This is a genomic window from Dickeya sp. NCPPB 3274, from assembly GCF_000406205.1.
Lineage (GTDB): Bacteria > Pseudomonadota > Gammaproteobacteria > Enterobacterales > Enterobacteriaceae > Dickeya > Dickeya fangzhongdai.
In genome coordinates, this window is record NZ_CM001979.1 from 3,770,398 (window position 1) to 3,792,391 (window position 21,994).

Annotated in this window: 24 protein-coding genes, 2 tRNA genes, 1 rRNA gene and 1 other annotated feature; of the genes, 16 read left to right on the top strand and 11 right to left on the bottom strand. The window is 55.4% G+C overall.

The features are described from left to right. The first annotated feature begins 137 nt into the window (after positions 1-137). Genes panB through panD form a run of 3 tightly spaced genes read left to right on the top strand, consistent with a single transcriptional unit; the run spans position 138 to position 2,208 of the window. Positions 138-932, top strand: coding sequence for a 3-methyl-2-oxobutanoate hydroxymethyltransferase (gene panB / locus DXX3274_RS16805; RefSeq protein ID WP_040000108.1), 795 nt, complete (start codon positions 138-140; stop codon positions 930-932). Positions 933-947: 15 nt separating this feature from the next. Then, entirely contained in the window at positions 948-1,802 is an 855-nt protein-coding gene (panC, locus tag DXX3274_RS16810; RefSeq protein ID WP_042860759.1) for a pantoate--beta-alanine ligase, read from the top strand. Between the two features lie 25 nt (positions 1,803-1,827). Further along, positions 1,828-2,208, top strand: coding sequence for an aspartate 1-decarboxylase (gene panD, locus DXX3274_RS16815; RefSeq protein WP_033569519.1), 381 nt, complete (start codon positions 1,828-1,830; stop codon positions 2,206-2,208). 72 nt (positions 2,209-2,280) lie between these two features. Here panD and DXX3274_RS16820 read toward each other — a convergent pair whose 3' ends face one another. Beyond that, positions 2,281-3,051: an ABC transporter permease gene (locus DXX3274_RS16820; RefSeq protein WP_038666605.1), complete on the bottom strand. Its 771-nt coding sequence runs from the start codon at positions 3,049-3,051 to the stop codon at positions 2,281-2,283. Then, positions 3,048-3,971, bottom strand: coding sequence for an ABC transporter ATP-binding protein (locus tag DXX3274_RS16825; RefSeq protein WP_038919921.1), 924 nt, complete (start codon positions 3,969-3,971; stop codon positions 3,048-3,050). Before DXX3274_RS16825 ends, DXX3274_RS16820 begins: the two co-directional genes overlap by 4 nt. 127 nt (positions 3,972-4,098) lie before the next feature. Between DXX3274_RS16825 and can the strand changes: the two genes are divergently transcribed. After that, on the top strand, positions 4,099-4,740 hold the full coding sequence (gene can, locus DXX3274_RS16830; protein WP_038919922.1) for a carbonate dehydratase: 642 nt from the start codon (positions 4,099-4,101) through the stop codon (positions 4,738-4,740). Positions 4,741-4,784: 44 nt separating this feature from the next. Here can and hpt read toward each other — a convergent pair whose 3' ends face one another. After that, entirely contained in the window at positions 4,785-5,315 is a 531-nt protein-coding gene (gene hpt / locus DXX3274_RS16835) for a hypoxanthine phosphoribosyltransferase (RefSeq protein ID WP_042862183.1), read from the bottom strand. 149 nt (positions 5,316-5,464) lie between these two features. On the opposite strand from hpt, the gene DXX3274_RS16840 reads away from it, so the two are divergent. Further along, positions 5,465-5,917 carry a GNAT family N-acetyltransferase gene (locus DXX3274_RS16840; protein WP_042860760.1) on the top strand — a complete coding sequence of 151 codons (453 nt, stop codon included), beginning with the start codon at positions 5,465-5,467 and terminating at the stop codon, positions 5,915-5,917. 156 nt (positions 5,918-6,073) lie between these two features. Beyond that, complete coding sequence (locus DXX3274_RS16845; RefSeq protein WP_042860761.1) at positions 6,074-6,406, top strand: hypothetical protein; 333 nt, start codon at positions 6,074-6,076, stop codon at positions 6,404-6,406. 178 nt (positions 6,407-6,584) lie between these two features. Here the strand turns inward: DXX3274_RS16845 and DXX3274_RS16850 are convergent, their stop codons facing one another. Both DXX3274_RS16850 and DXX3274_RS16855 read right to left on the bottom strand, forming a co-directional pair. After that, positions 6,585-7,649, bottom strand: coding sequence for an ABC transporter ATP-binding protein (locus DXX3274_RS16850; RefSeq protein ID WP_042860763.1), 1,065 nt, complete (start codon positions 7,647-7,649; stop codon positions 6,585-6,587). A gap of 7 nt (positions 7,650-7,656) precedes the next feature. Beyond that, entirely contained in the window at positions 7,657-9,264 is a 1,608-nt protein-coding gene (locus DXX3274_RS16855) for an iron ABC transporter permease (protein ID WP_042862184.1), read from the bottom strand. A gap of 238 nt (positions 9,265-9,502) precedes the next feature. Here DXX3274_RS16855 and DXX3274_RS16865 point away from each other — a divergent pair, with 238 nt between their 5' ends. The 7 genes from DXX3274_RS16865 to nrdF all read left to right on the top strand — a co-directional run bounded on the left by DXX3274_RS16865 (position 9,503) and on the right by nrdF (position 15,677). After that, entirely contained in the window at positions 9,503-9,850 is a 348-nt protein-coding gene (locus tag DXX3274_RS16865; protein WP_013319060.1) for a YacC family pilotin-like protein, read from the top strand. A gap of 108 nt (positions 9,851-9,958) precedes the next feature. Beyond that, entirely contained in the window at positions 9,959-10,822 is an 864-nt protein-coding gene (gene speE / locus DXX3274_RS16870) for a polyamine aminopropyltransferase (protein ID WP_042860765.1), read from the top strand. A gap of 29 nt (positions 10,823-10,851) precedes the next feature. Next, a complete protein-coding gene (gene speD, locus DXX3274_RS16875) occupies positions 10,852-11,646 on the top strand; it encodes an adenosylmethionine decarboxylase (protein WP_038666580.1) in 795 nt (264 codons plus the stop codon). Between the two features lie 251 nt (positions 11,647-11,897). Continuing rightward, complete coding sequence (nrdH, locus tag DXX3274_RS16880; protein ID WP_042860766.1) at positions 11,898-12,131, top strand: glutaredoxin-like protein NrdH; 234 nt, start codon at positions 11,898-11,900, stop codon at positions 12,129-12,131. A gap of 10 nt (positions 12,132-12,141) precedes the next feature. Then, positions 12,142-12,549, top strand: coding sequence for a class Ib ribonucleoside-diphosphate reductase assembly flavoprotein NrdI (nrdI, locus tag DXX3274_RS16885; RefSeq protein WP_042862185.1), 408 nt, complete (start codon positions 12,142-12,144; stop codon positions 12,547-12,549). Beyond that, complete coding sequence (nrdE, locus tag DXX3274_RS16890) at positions 12,528-14,675, top strand: class 1b ribonucleoside-diphosphate reductase subunit alpha (RefSeq protein ID WP_042860767.1); 2,148 nt, start codon at positions 12,528-12,530, stop codon at positions 14,673-14,675. Before nrdI ends, nrdE begins: the two co-directional genes overlap by 22 nt. A gap of 39 nt (positions 14,676-14,714) precedes the next feature. After that, positions 14,715-15,677: a class 1b ribonucleoside-diphosphate reductase subunit beta gene (gene nrdF / locus DXX3274_RS16895; RefSeq protein WP_042860769.1), complete on the top strand. Its 963-nt coding sequence runs from the start codon at positions 14,715-14,717 to the stop codon at positions 15,675-15,677. A 51-nt stretch (positions 15,678-15,728) separates the two neighbouring features. Here the strand turns inward: nrdF and DXX3274_RS16900 are convergent. Both DXX3274_RS16900 and dnaQ read right to left on the bottom strand, forming a co-directional pair. After that, positions 15,729-15,805: transfer RNA gene (locus DXX3274_RS16900), tRNA-Asp, on the bottom strand. A gap of 130 nt (positions 15,806-15,935) precedes the next feature. Continuing rightward, complete coding sequence (gene dnaQ / locus DXX3274_RS16905; RefSeq protein ID WP_042860770.1) at positions 15,936-16,670, bottom strand: DNA polymerase III subunit epsilon; 735 nt, start codon at positions 16,668-16,670, stop codon at positions 15,936-15,938. Between dnaQ and rnhA the strand changes: the two genes are divergently transcribed. Continuing rightward, the gene (rnhA, locus tag DXX3274_RS16910) at positions 16,624-17,190 is read left to right on the top strand and encodes a ribonuclease HI (RefSeq protein ID WP_193747042.1); all 567 of its coding nucleotides are present in this window, start codon (positions 16,624-16,626) and stop codon (positions 17,188-17,190) included. The two genes, dnaQ and rnhA, sit on opposite strands and share 47 nt — an antisense overlap. Positions 17,191-17,224: 34 nt before the next feature. Here rnhA and DXX3274_RS16915 read toward each other — a convergent pair whose 3' ends face one another. Next, on the bottom strand, positions 17,225-17,947 hold the full coding sequence (locus DXX3274_RS16915; RefSeq protein WP_042860771.1) for a class I SAM-dependent methyltransferase: 723 nt from the start codon (positions 17,945-17,947) through the stop codon (positions 17,225-17,227). A 46-nt stretch (positions 17,948-17,993) separates the two neighbouring features. On the opposite strand from DXX3274_RS16915, the gene gloB reads away from it, so the two are divergent. Beyond that, positions 17,994-18,749, top strand: a complete 756-nt coding sequence (gene gloB / locus DXX3274_RS16920; RefSeq protein WP_042860772.1) for a hydroxyacylglutathione hydrolase — start codon at positions 17,994-17,996, stop codon at positions 18,747-18,749. A gap of 70 nt (positions 18,750-18,819) precedes the next feature. Beyond that, positions 18,820-20,220, top strand: coding sequence for a murein transglycosylase D (mltD, locus tag DXX3274_RS16925; RefSeq protein WP_042860773.1), 1,401 nt, complete (start codon positions 18,820-18,822; stop codon positions 20,218-20,220). A gap of 59 nt (positions 20,221-20,279) precedes the next feature. Here the strand turns inward: mltD and DXX3274_RS16930 are convergent, their stop codons facing one another. The 3 genes from DXX3274_RS16930 to rrf form a co-directional block, all read right to left on the bottom strand. Further along, entirely contained in the window at positions 20,280-21,071 is a 792-nt protein-coding gene (locus DXX3274_RS16930; protein ID WP_071603978.1) for an endonuclease/exonuclease/phosphatase family protein, read from the bottom strand. A 242-nt stretch (positions 21,072-21,313) separates the two neighbouring features. Further along, positions 21,314-21,390 (bottom strand) — tRNA-Asp (locus tag DXX3274_RS16935). A 66-nt stretch (positions 21,391-21,456) separates the two neighbouring features. Beyond that, positions 21,457-21,572: ribosomal RNA gene (rrf, locus tag DXX3274_RS16940) — 5S ribosomal RNA — on the bottom strand. A gap of 126 nt (positions 21,573-21,698) precedes the next feature. Next, positions 21,699-21,964 (bottom strand) — a sequence feature (23S ribosomal RNA rRNA prediction is too short). Positions 21,965-21,994 lie beyond the last annotated feature (30 nt).

Genomic DNA, 21,994 nt, shown 5'->3' on the forward strand with positions numbered 1-21,994 from the left:
ACCGCAACGCGCGGTTGGCGCCGGATAGGTACCAATCTCTTGTTTTACAAATAGAAATAGATCGCTGTTCCTGATGTCTGGCTTCCATTAGAATGATTCACCCTTAACTGCCCTTGAGTTGACTCAGGAAGGTTGCCATGAAAGCGACGACTATTTCTCATCTGCGCCAGTGGAAACAGGAACAGAAAAAGTTCGCCACACTGACCGCTTACGACGCCAGCTTCGCCCAATTGTTTTATGAACAGGGTATCCGCGTAATGCTGGTGGGGGACTCTCTCGGTATGCCCGTACAGGGCCACGACTCAACCCTGCCCGTCACCATTGACGACATGGTTTATCACACCCGCTGCGTACGGCGCGGCGCGCCGCATTGCCTGCTGTTATCCGACCTGCCCTTTATGGGCGCCGCCACGCCGGAGCAAGCCTGCCAGCAAGCCGCAGCGTTGATGCGCGCCGGCGCCAATATGGTCAAGATCGAAGGCGGCAGTTGGCTCGTGCCGACCGTGCGCATGCTGACCGAACGCGCCGTCCCGGTGTGCGGACATCTGGGGCTGACCCCGCAGTCGGTCAATATCTTTGGCGGCTATAAAGTCCAGGGGCGTGACGAAGCCGCCGCCAGCCAACTGCTGGAAGACGCACTGGCGCTGGAACAGGCGGGCGCCCAGTTACTGGTGCTGGAATGCGTGCCGGTATCGCTGGCCCAGCGAGTGACCGAAGCACTCAGTATTCCGGTCATCGGCATCGGCGCCGGCAATGTCACCGACGGCCAGATTCTGGTGATGCACGACGCGCTGGGCGTGACCGGCGGCCATACGCCGAAGTTCGCCCGCAATTTCATGGCGGAAGCAGCGGATATCCGCGCCGCCGTTCGCCTGTATGTGCAGGAAGTCGAACAGGGAACCTTTCCCGACGAGAAATACAGTTTTGTTTAACACAGGAGCAAGCGTGTGTTGATTATTGAAACGCCGGTGCTGCTGCGCCGCGAACTCCGCCGCTGGCGTCAGGAAGGAAAACGCATCGCATTGGTGCCCACCATGGGCAACCTGCATGACGGCCACCTGACGCTGGTGGACGAAGCCCGGGCCAGGGCCGACATCGTGGTAGTCAGTATTTTTGTCAATCCCTTGCAGTTTGACCGGGCGGACGATCTGGCCCGCTACCCGCGCACCTTGCAGGAAGACTGCGAGAAGCTGACGCGGCGCGGCGTTGACCTGGTGTTCGCGCCCGCACCCGACACCCTCTACCCTCACGGCCTGCAACAGCAGACGTTCGTGGAAGTCCCGGGGCTGTCGCAGATGCTGGAAGGTGCCAGCCGTCCGGGGCATTTTCGTGGCGTCGCCACCGTCGTCAGCAAGCTGTTCAATCTGGTGCAGCCGGATGTCGCCTGCTTTGGCGAAAAAGATTACCAGCAACTGGCGCTGATCCGTCAGATGGTGGCCGACATGGACTACGACATCAGCATCGTCGGCGTGCCTATCGTGCGCGCCAAAGACGGCCTGGCGCTCAGTTCTCGCAACGGTTACCTCACCGCCGAAGAGCGCCAGCAGGCGCCGCAGCTTCGCCGCATCATGAACGAGGTGGTAGAGCAATTATCCAACGGCGACCGGCAAATTGATGATATGCTCGCCAAAGCATCGGAGGCGCTGCGCGAGGCCGGATTCACGCCCGACGAGCTATTTATCCGCGATGCCGCAACGCTGCAGCCGCTGACCATCGACAGCAACTGTGCCGTGGTGCTGATGGCGGCCTGGCTGGGCAAGGCGCGCCTGATTGACAACCAGCAGGTGGATTTGACCACCTGATTTTTCCAACCAGAGTGACAGACCGATGATTCGAACCATGCTGCAAGGTAAGCTGCACCGGGTGAAGGTAACCCAGGCAGATTTACATTATGAAGGGTCCTGCGCCATCGATCAGGATTTTATGGACGCCGCCGGTATTCTTGAATACGAAGCGATCGACATCTACAACGTGGACAACGGCCACCGTTTTTCCACCTACGCGATCGCCGCTGAACGCGGCTCCCGCATTATTTCCGTCAACGGCGCGGCCGCGCGCTGCGCCTGCGTCGGCGACAAGCTGATTATCTGTTCCTATGTGCAGATGCCGGATGAGCAGGCGCGCGAGCACCGCCCGAAGGTCGCCTATTTTGGCGACAACAATACGTTGCAGCGCACCGCCAAAGCCATTCCGGTGCAGATCGCCTGAATCATCGCGCCGATTAAAAAAAAAGCGGGACGGCACATGCCATCCCGCTTCACATCCGACAACACCGCCTGATTAACTGCGCAAGCCGCGCCCACGCTCAATCAACCACCAGCTCAGCCCGTAGAACACCGCGATAAACGCCAGCAGCACCGCCAGCGTCAGTGGCAGCGGCACATCATGAATGCCCAGGAATCCGAAGCGGAAGCCGCTGATCATATAAACGATCGGGTTCAGTTTGGACACCGCCTGCCAGAACGGCGATAGCAACGATAGCGAATAGAACACGCCGCCCAGATAGGTCAGCGGCGTCAGCACGAAGGTAGGAATCAGGCTGATGTCGTCGAAGGTTTTGGCGAACACGGCGTTGATCAGCCCCGCCAGCGAAAACAGCATCGACGTCAGCAACAACGTCACCACCACCATCCACCAGGCATGGACGTGCAGCGGCACAAAGAACAGCGACACCGCCGTGACCAGCACGCCGACGCAGATGCCGCGCGCCATACCGCCGCCGACATAACCGGCGATAATGATGTGCGTCGGCACCGGCGCCACCAACAGCTCTTCGATATTGCGCTGAAATTTGGCGCTGAAAAATGACGACGCGACGTTGGCATAGGCGTTGGTAATTACCGACATCATGATCAGCCCCGGCACGATGAACTGCATGTAACTAAAGCCGTTCATCTCACCGATGCGGGTACCGATCAGATTGCCGAAAATAATGAAGTACAGCGACATCGTAATCACTGGCGGCACCAGCGTCTGGATCCAGATCCGGGCGAAACGGTTGACTTCCTTGCTCCAGATGCTCTGCAACGCTACCCAATATAACCCCATCATGCTTTATCTCCGTTGTTATTGAGCAGCGCGACAAACAGTTCTTCCAGGCGATTAGCCTTGTTGCGCATACTGAGAACCTGAATGCCTTGCGCGCTGAGCTGGCTGAAAATGCCGTTCAGCCCCTGCTCGCGTCTCACCTCCACTTCCAGCGTAGAGGTATCCACCAGTCGGTGCTGATAGCCTTCCAATCTGGGAAGGGCGCTCTTCGCCGCCAGGTCGAAGAAAAAGGTTTCCGATTGCAGCTTGGCCAGCAACGCCTTCATCGAGGTATTCTCCACCAGTTGCCCGGACTGGATGATGCCGATATTACGGCACAGCATTTCCGCCTCTTCCAGATAATGGGTGGTCAGGATGATGGTGGTGCCCTGCCCGTTGAGTTCTTTGAGGAATCCCCACATTGAGCGACGCAATTCGATGTCCACCCCGGCGGTCGGCTCGTCGAGAATCAGCAGTTTGGGTTCATGCATCAACGCCCGGGCAATCATCAGCCGGCGCTTCATACCGCCGGACAACATGCGGGCGCGCTCGTTGCGCTTACCCCACAGGTCGAGCTGGTTGAGGTATTTTTCGGCGCGCCGCAGCGCTTCCTGCCGGGGAACGCCATAGTAACCGGCCTGATTGACCACAATTTGCATCACGGTCTCAAACGGATTGAAGTTGAACTCCTGCGGCACCAGCCCCAGTTGCCGCTTGGCGTTTACGATATCCCGGTCCAGATCGTGGCCGAACACCTGAATTCTGCCGTCGGTCTTGTTAACCAGTGAACTGATGATGCCGATGGTGGTGGACTTGCCTGCGCCATTAGGGCCCAGCAGAGCATAAAAATCCCCGGCTTCAACGCGCAGGTCGATACCGCGCAGCGCGCGAACGCCCCCCGGGTACGTTTTGGTCACATTCATCAATTCCAGTGCATATGTCATAGCTGAAAGCGTGCCTTATTATCAGTTGAGCGAGTCCTGGTCGGACCCAGTTTTCGATTTCAAAACCCCTGTGATTGCTCTATATTACCCCTCACCGCCCTTTTGTTGTTACAGGTCCTTTACTTTCATGAAAACAATAGAAACGCTGATCGCCAATAACCAGCAATGGTCTGAAACGATAGTGAAAGAAGACCCTGATTATTTTGAACGGCTGGCATTAGCCCAGCGCCCCCGCTTTCTGTGGATTGGCTGCTCGGACAGCCGGGTTCCCGCAGAAAGCCTGACCAGCCTCGAACCGGGCGAACTATTCGTTCACCGCAACGTGGCTAACCTGGTGATCCATACCGATCTTAACTGCTTGTCCGTAGTGCAGTACGCCGTTGAGGTTCTGGAAGTGGAGCACATCATCATTTGCGGCCACTATGGCTGCGGCGGCGTGCAGGCCGCGGTTGAAAACCCGGAACTGGGGTTGATCAACAACTGGCTGCTCCACATCCGTGACCTGTGGTATAAGCACAGCTCATTACTGGGAGAATTGCCACCCGAACAGCGAATTAACAAACTGTGTGAAATCAACGTAGTGGAACAGGTGTACAACCTGGGCCACTCCACCATCATGCAGTCGGCCTGGAAACGCGGCCAGAAGGTGACGATTCATGGCTGGGTCTACGGGATTCAGGATGGTCGTCTGCGTGACCTGGAAGTCACCGCCACCAGCCGTGAAACGCTGGAGCAGCGTTACCGTCGGGCGGTCTCGTCGCTGCTGTAATCATTCCCATCGCGCCCATGCCGGCATGGGCGCGATTTCACGCTTTACTGCGGAATCACCTTGCCGATAAACGGCAGATGGCGGTAACGCTGGGCATAATCGATGCCATACCCCACCACAAACTCGTCAGGGATGGAAAAACCAATCCATTCTACCGGCACCTGAACTTCACGGCGTGACGGCTTGTCCAGCAGCGTACAAATGGCCAGCGACTTCGGCTCGCGCAGTTGCAGAATTTCCCGCACCTTGCTCAAGGTATTGCCGGAGTCGATGATATCTTCGACAATCAGCACGTCTTTGCCGCGGATATCTTCATCCAGATCCTTCAGAATCTTCACGTCGCGGGACGAGTTCATGCCGCCGCCGTAGCTGGAAGCGGTCATAAAATCCACCTCGTGGGAAAGGTCAATGGCGCGGCACAGATCGGCCATAAACACAAAGGAGCCGCGCAGCAGTCCCACCAGCACCATATCGCTGCCGCTGTTGCGGTAATGCTCGCTGATTTGGCGTCCGAGTTCGGCCACCCGCGCCTTGACCTCTTGCTCGGAGATCATGACGTCCACCGTATGTTTCATCATACTGACAACTCACAGAAAAAAGGTATCCAGTATCGGCCTCTGGGGCCATACTCCGATGCTGACACACAGCCAGGCTGTGCCGCAATTCATCACGGCGCGCAGTATAACAGAAAGCCTGGGTTCACCCACCCCATAGCGGAGAGAGCATGACACCCTTATCGTCTTCAATGGCTGACAGCGCCATCACCTATAAAGTGAATGACCCCATCAATGTCGATCAGTTTATCCACCTGCTTAACCGAACCTCGCTGGGCCCGAGACGACCGTTGGATCAACGGGATACCCTTGCAGGCATGCTAACCGAAACGGACCTGCTGGTGACGGCATGGCGCGGCGATGAACTGGTGGGCGTGGCGCGCAGCGTGACGGATTATCACTTTTGCTGCTACCTGTCCGACCTGGCGGTGGATGAAACTTGTCAGCATGGCGGCATCGGTCGTCAGCTTATCGCGCATACCGTACAGCAGCTCAAACCACAGTGTCGTCTGATTCTGATTGCCGCGCCTCAGGCCGTGGATTATTACCCCAAAATCGGTTTTGAGGCACACCCCAGCGCCTGGCACATTCTGGCGGGCGATTTTCTCGCGCTGAAGCGCTGAGGTCTGTGCGAGGTTTGCCGAGTGTGGTGAAAATATCAACATATTCGCAAGAGAGTCAGGATTTCGTTATCGGCAGATAAAAGAGGGTAAAACGCGTTGCGCTGCATCAGTACAAGGTTTTTCATATGTCATGACCAACCTATGGAGAGGTGTAACATGACATCACTATCGAAAATTTGCCGTACCGCGGCGTTCATCGCCGGTATTTCACTGATCTCCGCCGTATCCGTGGCCTCTGCTCATCCGGAAGGCGCCGAGCCGCCGGCATTCGGCAAACCGGGTGCATTTCCACCACCGCCCGGATTCCCGCCGCCGATGCCCGCGCTGTATCAGGCGTCGCTGCAGGCAACCGACCCGGTGCAGGCGGTCAACAAGCTGGTCGCCAACGTGCCGCAAGGCAATGGCAAAACCTATGAAGTCAGCATCAGCGTGCGGGAAATTCCCCCCATGCCTCAGCCTGAACCACACGCGCCGAATGCAGCCAAATAGCATCGCGCGTACGCGTAGTGATAGTACCGAATATGATAGTACCGAAACTGACAGTACCGAAGCACTGATGACCATGCCGGTAGCCCGGAGAAAGCAGCAGAACGGTGAGCGCCTGTGTTGAACAAGGTCGTTAGCAGGCACTCCCGGCATTCAATGGACGAGGCGGGCCTGACGCCCGCTACTCCTGCGAACTGACCGCCGCTTCCGGCGGAAACAGAACCGGTTGATCGGTGCGAATACTGAGCCGGACCGGCTGCCCCGGTTCAAACCAGTTGCCGCTTTGCACCTGAAGCTCCAGCTCATTAACCCGCACGCGGTAAAAATTGCTGGTTCCCATAAACAACCGATCTTCGATTACGCCCGAGCCTTCCTCATCCAGCGCCAGCGCAATTTCCTGCGGACGAATCAGCCAGTCATAACGTGCGCCATGCGGCAGTTTCAACGCTCTCGTCGCCTGATGCTCGCCGAGAAAACTCTGCCATTGACGGTCACCGCTGATCTTCACCGGCAGGTAATTAGTGTTGCCCATAAAACTTGCCACATAGCGGTTGACCGGTCGGTAGTAGAGATCGGCGGAAAAACCCTGCTGCACAATACCGCCGTCATGGATCAGGATCAGGTGATCGGCGAAGGCAAAGGCGTCCTCGCGATCGGACGTCGCAAACAGCGTGGCTATCTGACGCTGCCGCAGAATCTGGCGCAGCTCGCTGATCAAGCGGTAACGGATTTGGCTGTCAACGGAGGAAAAAGGCTCATCCAGCAGCAACAGTTTAGGCTGACACGCCAGCGCACGGGCGAGCGCCGCCCGCTGATTCTGCTCTCTGGACAGTTCATGAGGATAACACCGGGTAAAGGTTTCCAGTTGCATCAACCCTACCGCATCCATCGCCAGCGTGCTGACCTCTTCCGATGACCTGCCGCGTAGTCCGAAGGTAATGTTTTCCATGACCGTCAGATGGGGAAACAGCACATCATCCTGAAACACCATCCCCACGACGCGCGGCGGCGACTCGGCGTCCTGCGCCTGAGCATCCGCCTTCTGACCGGCGATGGCTATTCTGCCTTGTTCCTGCGGCAGCAGACCCGCTATCGATTTCAGCAGCGTAGTTTTACCATCGCCGCTGGCCCCAAGCAGGCACACCATTTCGCCTTCATGCACCGAAAAACTCACGTTCTCCAGCACGGAAAGTTGCGGATAGCGGCAACTGAGCGAGGCTATCGTTAATATCTCCGGGGTCGCCATAACGTACCTATCCTTCCATTCTCATCAATCGGGTTATCCCAAACAGCGGGATCATCCCCACGCCCACCAGCATCAGCGCGGGGGTCGCTACCAGCGGCAGCCGTTCATCCATCATGAAACGGAACACATAGGTCGCCATGGTTTCCACTTCAAACGGCTGCAACAACAGCGATGCATTCAGCTCACGCAGGCTTTCGGTAAACACCAGCAATACGCCGACAATCATGCAATGACGCAACTGCGGCAGATAAACCCACAGCACCTGTAGAGCCGGCGTGTAGCCAAGCGACTGGCTGACATGAGTCATGGCGCCCGACAGGCGGGACATGCGGATTTGCAACCGATCAATCAGCAAACCGCTAAAACGCATACAGTAGGCCAGAATCAGCACCAGCACCGACCCCGCCCAAGGGTCGTCCACCACACCGCCGGCCGTGGCATACCAGGCATCCAGCCCCAGAAACGGCACCAGCAGTCCCATACCCAACGCCGTCGAGGGCAATAACCGATTGAGATTCAGCCAGCGCAACGGATTGCGGTAAGCCGGATTGCCAATTGCCTGGAAATCAAACGTACACACGACCGCCAGTCCGATTACCAGCAACATCGCGCAGGAGGCCGCCATGAAGCTACTGGTAAACGCCAGCAAAAACGGCAAACTCCAGATCGGCGCTTCGGACAATATCGCCCACCCCACCAGCCGACCGACCGGCACCACAAACGCAATCACCACCAGTGCGCCGCCAAACAGCATCGTCAGAAAACGCGGCCACCCACGCAGCACCGGTAAATTGTTCGGGCATACTCCGCAGTTTTTCTGGTAACGCAACTGACGGGCGCGGCTACGACGCGCCTGAAACCATATCAGGAACACCAGCGGCAACAGCAACGACATTAATAATGCCGCCGTACCGTGCTGCGCCTTGTCGCGCCACAAGTCCAGACCGGCCGTGGTGATAGTTTGCAAAGAGAAGTAAGCGGAAATACCGTAATCGCCGAGCGCTTCCGACGCCATCAGCACCATGCCCAGCGCGATCGCCGGGCGAGCCATGGGAAAAACGACACGCCAGAATACCTGAGCACGGGTCTGGTTCATCAGCCGGGCAGCCTGTTGCAGGCTGACCGGTTGCGACATCAGCGCCGTTCGAACCAGCAGGTAGACATACGGAAACAGCACCAGCGCCAGACACAGGCTGGCGCACGCCACCATCAGCGTCTGTTGCCAGAATGTCTGGGGCGCAACGTCCGTATCAAATGACAGGGCGTACAGCGTTTGCTTAACCGGCCCTTCGTACCCCAGCGCGTCGCCATAGACCGCGGCCAGCAGATAACCGGGCATCGCCAGCGGCAGCAACAGCGCGCGATGCAGCCACACCTGACCGGCGAAACGGTAGCGCGACATCAGCCAGGCCAGCGGCAACGCAAACAGCAGGCTGAACAGCACGCAGCCCGCCACCAGCATCAGCGAGTTCGTTCCATAAACGGGCAGAGCATGCCATAACGCCGACACCGCGTCGCCAGGAGCAGACAACGCCATCCCGACCATGGTCACCAGCGGGAATAGAAGTATTCCTGCTAACAGCACGCTACTAATGCGCCAGATACCTGAAGTCATGAGAAATCGTGAGATAAATTTAAACTGCACTATTAATATCAAAGCCAGACGCTGACGTCATGGTGTCAATCGCTGATAAATAGCAGGTAATTGCGCCATTGAACATCCCCCCCTCCGTTTGCCCCGCCCGGTGCGGTTCTCCGCCGATTGCGGATATCACGCCGATCTTAATAAAACTTGAAATCCGGGCCGGTAACTGTGATAACGTCATCTGATGAAAGATGAAACAGGTTGAATTATGAAACATTCCGCGCTGGTGCTGCTCCTGCTTTCGCTGTTGGGCTTCTCCTCCGCCAGTAAGGCATTGAATGATTTCGAGGCTGAAGACCTCGCCGATCTGACCGCCATTTTTGTTTATCTGAAAAACAACTGTGGTTACAAAGATCTCCCCAACGAGCAAATCCGTCGGGCGCTGGTGATCTTTGCCCAGCAAAATCGCTGGGATTTGAGCAACTACAATCAGTTCGATATGATCGCCCTTGGCGAAGCCAGTTACCGCGACCTGAGCGGCATCGCCATCCCCACGCCAAAGAAATGCCAGTATCTGGCACGAAATTCGCTCAGTTTACTCGCGAATACTCAGTAAAGCGTAAAATCCTCCGCATTGCGTGAAATTTGACCGTGCAAGCACCATGAGAGTTAGCTATCATAGCGCGCCAATTTTCATGGCTGTTATCGCGGAGGAAGCCCTAACATGTCCCGGAAAGAAATTTGGTATGAGACCCTGCATGCCAACTTTGGTCAGTATTTTTCGATAGACCAGGTGCTCTATCATGAAAAAACCGACCATCAGGATCTGATCATCTTCGAAAACGCTGCGCTAGGCCGAATTATGGCGCTGGATGGCGTCGTGCAGACCACCGAACGCGACGAGTTCATCTATCACGAAATGATGACCCATGTTCCGCTGCTGGCCCACGGCAACGCCAAACGCGTGCTGATCATCGGCGGCGGCGACGGCGGCATGCTGCGCGAAGTCTGCCGTCACCGTAACATAGAACAGATCACGATGGTGGAAATCGACGCCGGCGTGGTGGCGTTCTGCCGTCAGTATCTGCCCAATCACAGCGCCGGCGCCTACGATGACCCGCGCTTTCGTCTGGTGATCGACGACGGCGTTAACTTCGTCAACGCCTGTCAGGAAAAGTTCGATATCATCATTTCCGACTGCACCGATCCTATCGGCCCCGGCGAAAGCCTGTTTACCTCGGATTTTTATCAGGGATGCGCGCGCTGCCTGAATGATGGGGGAATCTTCGTGGCGCAGAACGGCGTCTGCTTCCTGCAGCAGGATGAGGCGGTCAACAGCCATCAGAAACTGAGCAGCTATTTCAGCGACGTCAGTTTTTATCAGACCGCCATTCCAACTTACTACGGCGGAATCATGACCTTTGCCTGGGCCAGCAACAACCCGGCATTGCGTACGATCGATCAAAATAGCCTGCAGCAGCGGTTTGACGCCGCGGGAATCGAATGCCGCTATTACAATCCGGCCATTCATACCGGCAGCTTTGCCCTGCCGCAATATTTACTGAATGCCCTGTCAGCCGCCCGCTGACCACGGCATCCATAAGGGGGTGAATTAAATTGCAAAAGCTGAAACTACATGGCTTTAACAATCTGACCAAAAGCCTGAGTTTTTGTATCTACGATATCTGTTACGCCAAAACGCCTGCCGACCGCGATGGCTATATCGCGTACATTGATGAGCAGTACAATGCGAACCGTCTGACAGAAATCCTGAGTGAAACCTGTTCCATCATTGGCGCCAATATCTTGAATATTGCCCGTCAGGATTATGAACCGCAGGGCGCCAGCGTCACCATTCTGGTCAGCGAGGAACCGATGGACCCACGCGATGTGGATACCTCCGAACATCCCGGCCCGCTGCCGAACTCCGTCGTCGCGCATCTCGACAAGAGCCATATCTGCGTGCACACCTACCCGGAAAGCCACCCCGGCGGCGGCCTGTGCACCTTCCGGGCGGATATCGAAGTGTCTACCTGTGGGGTCATTTCGCCGCTCAAAGCGCTCAACTATCTGATTCATCAGCTGGAATCGGACATCGTGACCATTGATTACCGTGTGCGCGGTTTTACCCGCGACATCAACGGCGTCAAGCATTTCATCGACCACAAAATCAATTCGATTCAAAACTTCATGTCCGACGACATGAAATCGCTCTATCACCTGATGGACGTAAACGTTTACCAGGAAAACATTTTTCACACCAAAATGCTGCTGAAGGATTTCGACCTGAAGCACTACCTGTTTAACGTCAGCCCGCAAGAACTGAGCCCGGAAGAGCGCAAACGTATTACCGATTTGCTGTATCGCGAGATGCAGGAAATCTATTACGGCAGAAACATCGCGACCGTTTGACCATTCACCTGAGGGCGCCCGCCCTCAGGTTTCCTTCGCCACCCTATTCCTTTCCTGGGTTCATCTCGCCAAAACCTCTATATATTGCGTGGTTGATATTTTAAAACACAATATCTAGTATTTGTTGTGAGGCGGACAGCAACGGCTCGCCCGTATGCATTGATCCATGCATTAATCCATAGACTAAAAACCGGCTCACCCAAAGAGCGCTCTGGCTCTCTCACTCTTGATGACAAAGGTAAATACGAATCATGATTATTAGTGTTTACAGTAAAGCGAACTGCCCCCAATGCGACGCCACCTGCCGCACGCTGGATAGCTATGGCGTGACCTACCGCAAGATCGATATCGCCAGCGATGAGCAGGCGCGGGAGCATGTACTGGCGCTCGGCTACCGTCAGGTGCCGGTAGTGGAAACCAACGGGGCGCACTGGTGTGGTTTCCGCCCGGATAAACTCCGCTCGCTACGCGCCGTCACAGCCTGAGACAACGATGATGAATCCGATCATCTATTTCTCCAGCCAGTCGGAAAACACGCATCGATTCGTCTGTCGTCTGGGGTTGCCGGCGATGCGGATACCACTGCAGGCCGAAGCGCTAATGCCGGATATCGCCAGCCCCTACATTCTGGTGGTGCCCAGCTACGGCGGCGGCAGTACACACGGGGCGGTGCCCCGTCAGGTCATCCACTTTCTGAACCAATCATCGCGTCGTGCGTTGCTGCGCGGCGTCATCGCCGCCGGGAACCGCAACTTTGGCGCCGCCTACGCCATCGCCGGCGACATTATCGCCGCCAAATGCCAGGTTCCCTGCCTTTACCGCTTTGAACTGTCCGGCACCCCGGAAGATGTAGACAACGTACGCAGAGGAGTGACCCAATTTTGGCTACAGCAGAATTCCTGACCGAAGCGCCTTCCAGCCAGCTGGATTACCATGCGCTCAACGCCATGCTGAACATCTATGACGCCGATGGCCGCATTCAGTTTGAACAGGATCGGCAGGCGATTCAGGCCTATTTCCGCGATCACGTGCTGCCGCGCACCCGCCGTTTCCCGTCTCTGCAAGAGAAACTGCGCTGGCTGCAACAGGAAGGGTATTACGAACCCCGGGTGCTGACGCGCTACCAGCCTGACTTCATCGCCGATCTGTTCCAGCGCGCGGCCGAACATCGCTACCAGTTCCAAAGCTTCCTGGGCGCCTTCAAGTTTTACACCAGCTATGCACTAAAAACCTTCGACAGCAGCCAGTATCTGGAAAGCTATGACGATCGAGTCTGCATGGTGGCGCTGACGCTGGCGCAGGGCGACACTCAACTGGCGCAACAACTGGTGGATGAAATGATGAGCGGTCGTTTCCAGCCCGCCACGCCGACCTTCCTCAATTGCGGCAAACAGCAGCGCGGCGAGCTGGTGTCCTGCTTTCTGCTGCGTATTGAGGACAACATGGAGTCCATCGGCCGGGCGGTCAATTCCGCGCTGCAACTCTCCAAACGCGGCGGCGGCGTGGCCTTTATGCTGACCAATATCCGTGAAACCGGCGCGCCGATAAAACGCATCGAAAACCAGTCATCCGGCATCATCCCTATCATGAAAATGCTGGAGGACGCCTTTTCCTACGCCAATCAGCTCGGCGCCCGGCAAGGGGCCGGAGCGGTTTACCTGCACGCCCATCATCCGGACATTCTGCGTTTTCTTGATACCCGCCGGGAAAACGCCGACGAAAAAATTCGCATCAAAACCCTGTCGCTGGGGGTAGTCATTCCGGATATTACGCTGCGGCTGGCCCGCGCCAATCAGGATATGCACCTGTTTTCACCCTATGACGTTGAGCGGGTGTATGGCATGCCGCTGTCGGAAATCAGCGTCAGCGAAAAATACGACGAGCTGGTCAGCCACCCCGGAATTCGTAAGTGGGCCATCAACGCCCGTCAGTTTTTCCAGACGCTGGCCGAGATCCAGTTTGAATCCGGCTATCCCTACCTGATGTTCGAAGATACCGTGAACCGCCATAACCCGGTGGCCGGGCGTATCACCATGAGCAACCTGTGTTCGGAGATTCTGCAGGTCAGCCGCGCCAGCGAGTATCAGGAAGATTTGAATTATCGTCAGGTCGGGAAGGACATTTCCTGTAACCTCGGGTCGCTCAATATTGCCCGGGTGATGGACGGCGGCAACCTGGCCCGTTCAGTGGAAATTGCCGTGCGGGCACTGACAGCCGTGTCCGATATGAGCCATATCGGCGCGGTGCCGTCTATCGCCAACGGCAATACTGAGTCTCACGCCATCGGGCTGGGGCAGATGAACCTGCACGGCTATCTGGCGCGTGAAGGGCTGTTTTACGGTTCGGAAGAGGCGCTGGATTTTACCAACCTCTATTTTTATGCCGTGACCTATCACGCCTTGCTCACCTCCAGCCAGCTGGCACAAGAGCATAACCAAACCTTCACCGGTTTCGCCGATTCTCAGTACGCCAGCGGCGCGTTTTTTGATCGTTATCTGTCGCAGGAGTGGCGACCGTCCACGGGACGCGTGCGTGACCTGTTCGCTTCCGCCGGCATTGCGCTGCCCTTACGGGAAGACTGGCTGGCGCTGAAAGCGCAGGTGATGCGCCACGGGCTCTACAATCAAAACCTGCAGGCGGTGCCGCCCACCGGCTCGATATCCTATATCAATCATGCCACGGCGAGCATCCACCCGATTGTTTCGCGCATCGAAATCCGCAAGGAAGGCAAACTGGGACGGGTCTACTACCCGGCCCCGTACATGACCAACGACAACCAACGCTTTTATCAGGACGCCTATGAAATCGGCCCGGAGAAAATCATCGACACCTATGCCGTGGCGACCCGCCATGTCGATCAGGGGCTGTCGCTGACGCTATTTTTCCCCGATACCGCCACCACCCGCGATATCAACAAAGCGCAGATCTACGCCTGGAAAAAAGGCATCAAGACCCTGTACTACATTCGCGTACGCCAAAAAGCGCTGGAAGGTACCGAGATTCAGGGCTGTGTGTCCTGCTCGCTCTAATACACGCTGATGCACCACATGAACAACGGAGATAACTGCATGAGTCCGCTTTCGCCCCTGAAGGCCATTAACTGGAATCGCCCGCAGGATGACAAGGATCTGGAGGTCTGGAACCGGCTGACCACCAATTTCTGGCTGCCGGAGAAAATCGCGCTGTCCAACGATATGCCGTCCTGGGCGCAATTGAGTGATATCGAACGTCAACTCACGCTGCGCGTGTTTACCGGCCTGACGCTGCTGGATACATTGCAGAATACCCAGGGCGCACCTGCTCTGATGGCCGATGCGTTGACGCCGCATGAGGAAGCCGTGCTCTCCAACATCGGGTTTATGGAAGCGGTCCACGCCCGCTCTTACAGCGCCATCTTTTCCACCCTGTGCCTGACCAGTGAAGTGGACGACGCCTATAGCTGGAGCGAACGCAACCAGCCGTTGCAAAACAAGGCGGCGCTGATTCTCTCGCATTACCAGCACGACGACCCGCTGAAAAAGAAAATCGCCAGCGTTTTTCTGGAGTCCTTCCTGTTTTACTCCGGTTTTTACCTGCCGATGTACTGGGCCAGCCGCGGCCGGCTGACCAATACCGCCGACCTGATTCGCCTCATCATCCGCGACGAAGCGGTGCACGGGTATTACATCGGCTACAAATACCAGCAGGGGTTAAAACGCGTGGATACGCAACAACAGCGAGATTTGCAGGCCTTCGCCTACGATTTGCTGCAAACCCTGTACGACAATGAAGTGGATTACACCCACGAACTGTATGACGGCGTCGGCTGGAGCGATGATGTGGTGAAGTTCCTGCACTATAACGCCAACAAAGCGCTGATGAATCTGGGCTATGAAGCGCTATTTCCTGCCAGCATGACCGACGTCAATCCGGCTATTCTGGCCGCCCTGTCGCCGGGCGCGGAGGAAAATCATGATTTCTTCTCCGGAGCAGGCTCATCCTATGTGATCGGTAAAGCGGTGGAAACCGAAGACGAAGACTGGGATTTCTAGGGCCGGAAACGAAGAAGCCCTGAATCAGATGATTCAGGGCTTCGGAATGATTGGCGGTGCGGACGGGACTCGAACCCGCGACCCCCGGCGTGACAGGCCGGTATTCTAACCGACTGAACTACCGCACCGCGCTGTGCTCAGTGAGCGAGGTGCATACTACGGGGCGCCATCGGTTGCGTCAATGCTTTTTATCACTAACTGCTTCTGTTTGCTTACATTTTCAGCGTAGCGCCGTCTTTGTCATCAACGGCCATAAACTCAGTTACGCCACAGGCAACTGCCGCCTTTTTTCATAATCAAATCCAGACGTTGCTCATGCGCCACCAGTTCTTCGTCACTGGCATACAATACCGCCAGAGCCGACGCCGGGCGTGAAATACGCTGGATGGTTTCCGCTTGCGCCGCCTGCTGCTGGGTATCGCCCTCCGTCGAAAAGGCCAGCGACGTCTGACCGCCGGTCATCGCCAGATAAACTTCGGCCAGAATTTCAGCATCGAGTAACGCGCCGTGCAACGTACGCTTGCTGTTATCTATCTGGTAACGATCGCACAACGCATCCAGGTTATTACGCTTGCCGGGAAATAACCGGCGCGCCATCAGCAGGCTGTCGGTGATGGTGCAGAACGTCTCGGTTTTCGGGATATCGCGCTTCAGTAAGCGAAACTCATAGTCCATAAAGCCGATATCGAACGCCGCGTTATGGATCACCAGCTCGGCGCCGCGGATGAAATCGAGAAAATCATCGACGACATCGCCGTAAGTCGGCTTATCCGCCAGAAATTCATCACTGATGCCATGAATGTTATAGGCTTCCGGGTCCACCAACCGGTCCGGTTTGAGGTAGACATGGAAGTGGCGCCCGGTCAGACGACGGTTCACCACCTCGACCGCACCGATCTCAATAATCTTGTGCCCTTCATAGTGAACCCCCAGTTTATTCATACCGGTGGTTTCAGTATCAAGAACGATTTGTCGTGTAATTACAGTGCTCATCGGTTTCGTTTATGTCAGACTTGTACTTTTGACCATGAATAAGAGTCTACCAGAGATGCTAAAACAGGTAGAGATTTTCACCGACGGATCCTGCCTCGGCAATCCCGGCCCAGGTGGATACGGGGCGCTGCTGCGTTACAAGCAGCACGAAAAACCCCTCAGCGCAGGCTACCGGCTCACCACCAATAACCGGATGGAATTGATGGCGGCAATCGCCGCGCTGGAAACCCTGACCACACCTTGCGAAGTGACCATCACCACCGACAGCCAGTACGTCCGTCAGGGTATTACCAGTTGGATCCATAACTGGAAAAAGCGCGGCTGGAAAACCGCGGAGAAAAAACCAGTGAAAAACGTCGACCTGTGGCAACGGCTGGATCAGGCTATTCAGCGTCATACCCTGCACTGGCAATGGGTAAAAGGCCATGCCGGCCATCCGGAAAACGAACGCTGTGATGAACTGGCCCGTCAGGCTGCCAGCGCACCCACCCTTGATGACACCGGCTATCAGCCGGAGTAGCCTCACCGTAACCAACCCGCCCCCCTGCTGGCGATCAATCATGCCGATAACGATAGCTTTTCGTCGCCCCCACCGGGCGATTCAGCGGTGATTTCCTCAGCAGGGTTTTGGACGGCGTCATGGTCAGCGGAATCGTGCGTTTGCGCGCGACAATCAGATTCAGGCATCCCAGCAGCGGCAGCGTATTGTTCCACTTGCCCTGGCCGGGTTGACGCCAGGGCAGCACCTGCAAACTGTTATGATGCACAATCTCGTAATTCAGCAAGCTCAGCCAGTCCATCACTCGCATCTGGCTGAACATCCGACTGCAATACGGCTGGCGTCGGCGCATACCGGGCACCAGGCGTCCCAGACCAACCAGGCTGACCGGGTTGAACCCACTGATGATGACCCAACCATCGTTAATCAAGATCCGGTCCACCTCGCGTACAATCCGGTGAGGATCGGCAGAATAAGCCAGCACATGGGCCAGCAGACAGGCATCCACCGATTTCTCGACAAACGGAAGCTGGTAAGGGTCCGCCATGACATGCGCCGCCTGCGGCTCCCGACTGACGTTGACCTGATGCGGAATCGTACACGTCTGGCTGTCAATCGCCGTACTCAACCGGCCGATTTTCAGCAGATGAAATCCAAATATCCGACTCCACCAGGGAGCCAGCGCCGTATTCAGCGTATGAAGATAGTACTCTCCCCAGGGAATCGCCTCCCAACTATCAGGCGCTACGATCTTCTGGGATGTTTGTGCTGGCTTCATGTTTTAGTATCTTCCGCAGGCTAATCGCAAAAAATGAGGATGCAGCATGAATCTTATCAGTGTACCGGCCTTCAAAGACAACTACATCTGGCTACTGGCCAACGATGAAAAGCAATGCGTGATTGTGGATCCGGGCGAAGCCGCACCCGTGCTACAGGCGTTGGAAGCTCACAAGCTATTCCCTGTCGCCATTCTGTTGACCCATCACCATAATGATCACACCGGCGGCGTTCGCCAACTGGCGGAACACTACCCCGACATACAAATTTACGGCCCACAGGAAACCAAACAGTGTGGCGCGACACATACAGTACAGGAAGGCGACGTAATTACTGCGGCCGGCTCGGAATTTTCTATTTTTTTCGTGCCCGGGCACACCGCAGGACATATCGCGTATCATAGCCGTCCATATCTGTTCTGTGGCGATACCTTATTTTCTGCTGGGTGCGGTCGCATTTTTGAAGGTACAGCACAACAAATGTTCGAATCATTGATCAAGTTGGCTGATTTACCCGATGAAACCCAAGTATGTTGTGCGCACGAGTACACATTATCCAATCTGGAGTTCGCGCACCACGTTTGGCCAGAAGATGCGGATATCTATGATTACCTACTTAAAATCAGGCAATTACGTGAAAAAGGAGAATCATCCCTCCCTTCCACACTGGGGCGGGAACGAAGAATAAATATTTTTTTACGTTACCATGACATTGATTTAAAAAGAAAATTGTCCATTAACACGGACCTCAAGGGTGATTGGCAGATTTTTGCGCACTTACGCGCCATGAAAGACCGATTCTGACGGTTTTTGTTGTACTGAATTGCCAATCAAAGTATCATTGTTTGTCTTTTAAGCAACTATTGACACAGATATGAAGACTAAAGCGATATTTATCGCCTCAGTCGTGCTGACCGGTTGCCAGGTGCCGCCTAACGACACCTCCCAACCCAGACAGCATGCACAGAGTCTGTCTTCGGCAGGTCAAAGTGAAGCAGGAAAGTACACAGATGGTCGAGAGACCGGTGCGCGGTGGCTGGATGATGAAAGCATCGCGCAACGAGATCTGTGGAACTTCATTGGCGACGAGCTGAAGATGGAGGTTCCGGAAAACACCCGGATCCGCGAGCAAAAACAGCGTTACTTAAAAAATAAGAGCTATCTCCACGATGTAACATTACGGGCAGAGCCGTACATGTACTGGATAGTCGGGCAGATTAAAGAACGTAAGATGCCGATGGAACTGGTACTGCTACCCATAGTGGAGAGCGCTTTTGACCCAAACGCCAGGTCATCATCCAACGCCGTAGGGCTTTGGCAGATTGTTCCTGGCACCGGGCGCAATTATGGGTTGAAACATACCCAGTGGTATGACGGGCGTCGTGATGTTGTCGCATCCACGACCGCTGCATTGGATATGATGCAGCGCCTGAACCGCATGTTTGACGGCGATTGGTTACTGACCGTGGCTGCCTACAACGCGGGCGAAGGGCGAATCATGCAAGCGGTGAAAGCGAATAAAGCGAAAGGCCGTCCAACTAATTACTGGGCGCTGGCGTTGCCGTATGAAACGTCAACCTATGTGCCCAAGATGTTGGCGCTGAGCGATATTCTCAAGCACAACAAGAAATACGGAGTTGAACTGCCCAAGCCCAATGAAAATCGCGCGCTGGCGCGAGTAGATCTGGGTCAGCAGATGGAGTTGACGCAAGCAGCTGAACTGGCAGGATTATCTGTCACCAAGCTGAAGAGCTACAACACGGGTTACACTCGTGATGTTACTGCGCCGAATGGGCCGCATTACATTATGGTACCCAAGTCTCATGTGGGACAGTTGAAAGACTCGCTGGCAGACGGCGACATTGCCGCGATCCAACCGGCTAAAGCTGCGCAGCCGGCAGTCGCGACTCGCTCTGTAGGATACAAAGTTCGCGCTGGTGATACGTTATCAAGCATCGCCAAGCGAATGAATGTCCGCACGCAGGATCTGCAAAGCTGGAATCGCCTCAAGGGCAGCGCTCTGAAGGTGGGCCAGACATTGCAGGTTGCCAAAGCAACGGTGCCCGTGACGGCCGGTGTCGTAGCAAGCAACAACAAGTCGAACTCGATTGTTTATCAGGTTCGCAAAGGTGATTCTCTGGCAAGCATTGCCAAACGCCATGGCGTTAACATTGCTGATGTCATGCGCTGGAATACGGTCATTAAAGATGCCAACCTCCAGCCGGGCGACAGGCTGACACTTTATGTCACCAACAGGCAATCACCGGACTCCTGATACCGGTAAGTAAAAAAAACCGCCATTTACGGCGGTTTTTTTATTGGGGCGGCAGGAACTCAGGAAACATCGAATTCCACCAGTAAAGGGTTATGATCGGATGCATCGGTAACCAGCACCGACGAATTTGCCACCCCCAGCTCGCGATAAAAGACGAAATCCAGTGGACGGCCAAATGCGCGACGCCGCTGATCGTCAGAAAACACCACCTCTCCTAGTCCCATCCGATGAGCAAACCGATAAAGCGCGCTCACTCTGGGCTGACTCCAGGCATTAAAATCCCCCGCCATCACCACTGGTCCTTTATGGCGCTTCAACTGTTCGCCAATAGTTTCCAGTTGTTTTGTATAAGCCTCGACACCCAGGCTGAAATTGACAGCATGAATATTTATGACCATCAATAAACGCCCATCGCTCAGCGAATACACAGTGATCAGCGCTGATTTAGCCAGACGAATCAGCGGCTCTCTCTCACGCAACGGAAAACAATACATAGGCTGCGCAGATGATAACGTCATCACACCAGAAGGATGGGAGGGAAGAACAAAAGCGGGTACCTGCTCGGCAGAAAGATAATGCGTAGTGGCAAAACGAATCAGTTCAGGGCTTGATTGTGCTTCCTGCAACAGCATCAACTGGGTGTTCTCGCCAAAACCTTTTAGGACCGAGAGCCAATTCGTACGCTGTTGTTTAAAAATATTCCACACCATCACCCGCAAGCGATCCTCCATTAGCATCAGAGGCCCCGAAGATGCAGGCTGCTGTTTTAAATAATGCATTGCCGCAGGCTGAAAGATACGTTCAACAGGCTGCCCGGCAACGTACCTCATGGCATAGGTTTTCTTACGCACATTGCTCCTGCTTATAACCGGTGAACTGTTAATCGTTATAGGGTTTTTATCTTCGAGTTTCAATGGGTATAACTCGTCAGATGAAAAATTCGGTATCAAGGTTGAATAGCATGTAATGAGGCAGATGATGGCTTTAAAAAGATCGATGACGTGGTAAAAAACGATCGCCAGCGTCAGTCAGAGAATGGTGTTCGGAGACAATAGCAAAAAGCCCTGAGCTTATGCTCAGGGCTTTTATATGTTGGCGGTGCGGACGGGACTCGAACCCGCGACCCCCGGCGTGACAGGCCGGTATTCTAACCGACTGAACTACCGCACCACCGATTCTGTACGTTATCAGAGGAGTCAATCCGATAACCGGTGTCTTCTTACACCACAATTTGATGCCTGGCAGTTCCCTACTCTCGCATGGGGAGACCCCACACTACCATCGGCGCTACGGCGTTTCACTTCTGAGTTCGGCATGGGGTCAGGTGGGACCACCGCGCTCTCGCCGCCAGGCAAATTCTTTTCATTCCAACCGTTATGCCACACTTTCGCGGCACAACCATCGGAACCAATCCATCGAACAAGCCAAATTCGCGTCTCTCTCACCAAAACACCTTCGGTGTTGTAAGGTTAAGCCTCTCGGGTCATTAGTACTGGTTAGCTCAACGTATCGCTACGCTTACACACCCAGCCTATCAACGTCCTCGTCTCGAACGTCCCTTCAGGGGCCTCAAGGGCCCAGGGAAGACTCATCTCGGGGCAAGTTTCCCGCTTAGATGCTTTCAGCGGTTATCTCTTCCGCACTTAGCTACCGGGCAATGCAATTGGCATCACAACCCGAACACCAGTGGTGCGTTCACTCCGGTCCTCTCGTACTAGGAGCAACCCCCCTCAATCTTCCAGCGCCCACGGCAGATAGGGACCGAACTGTCTCA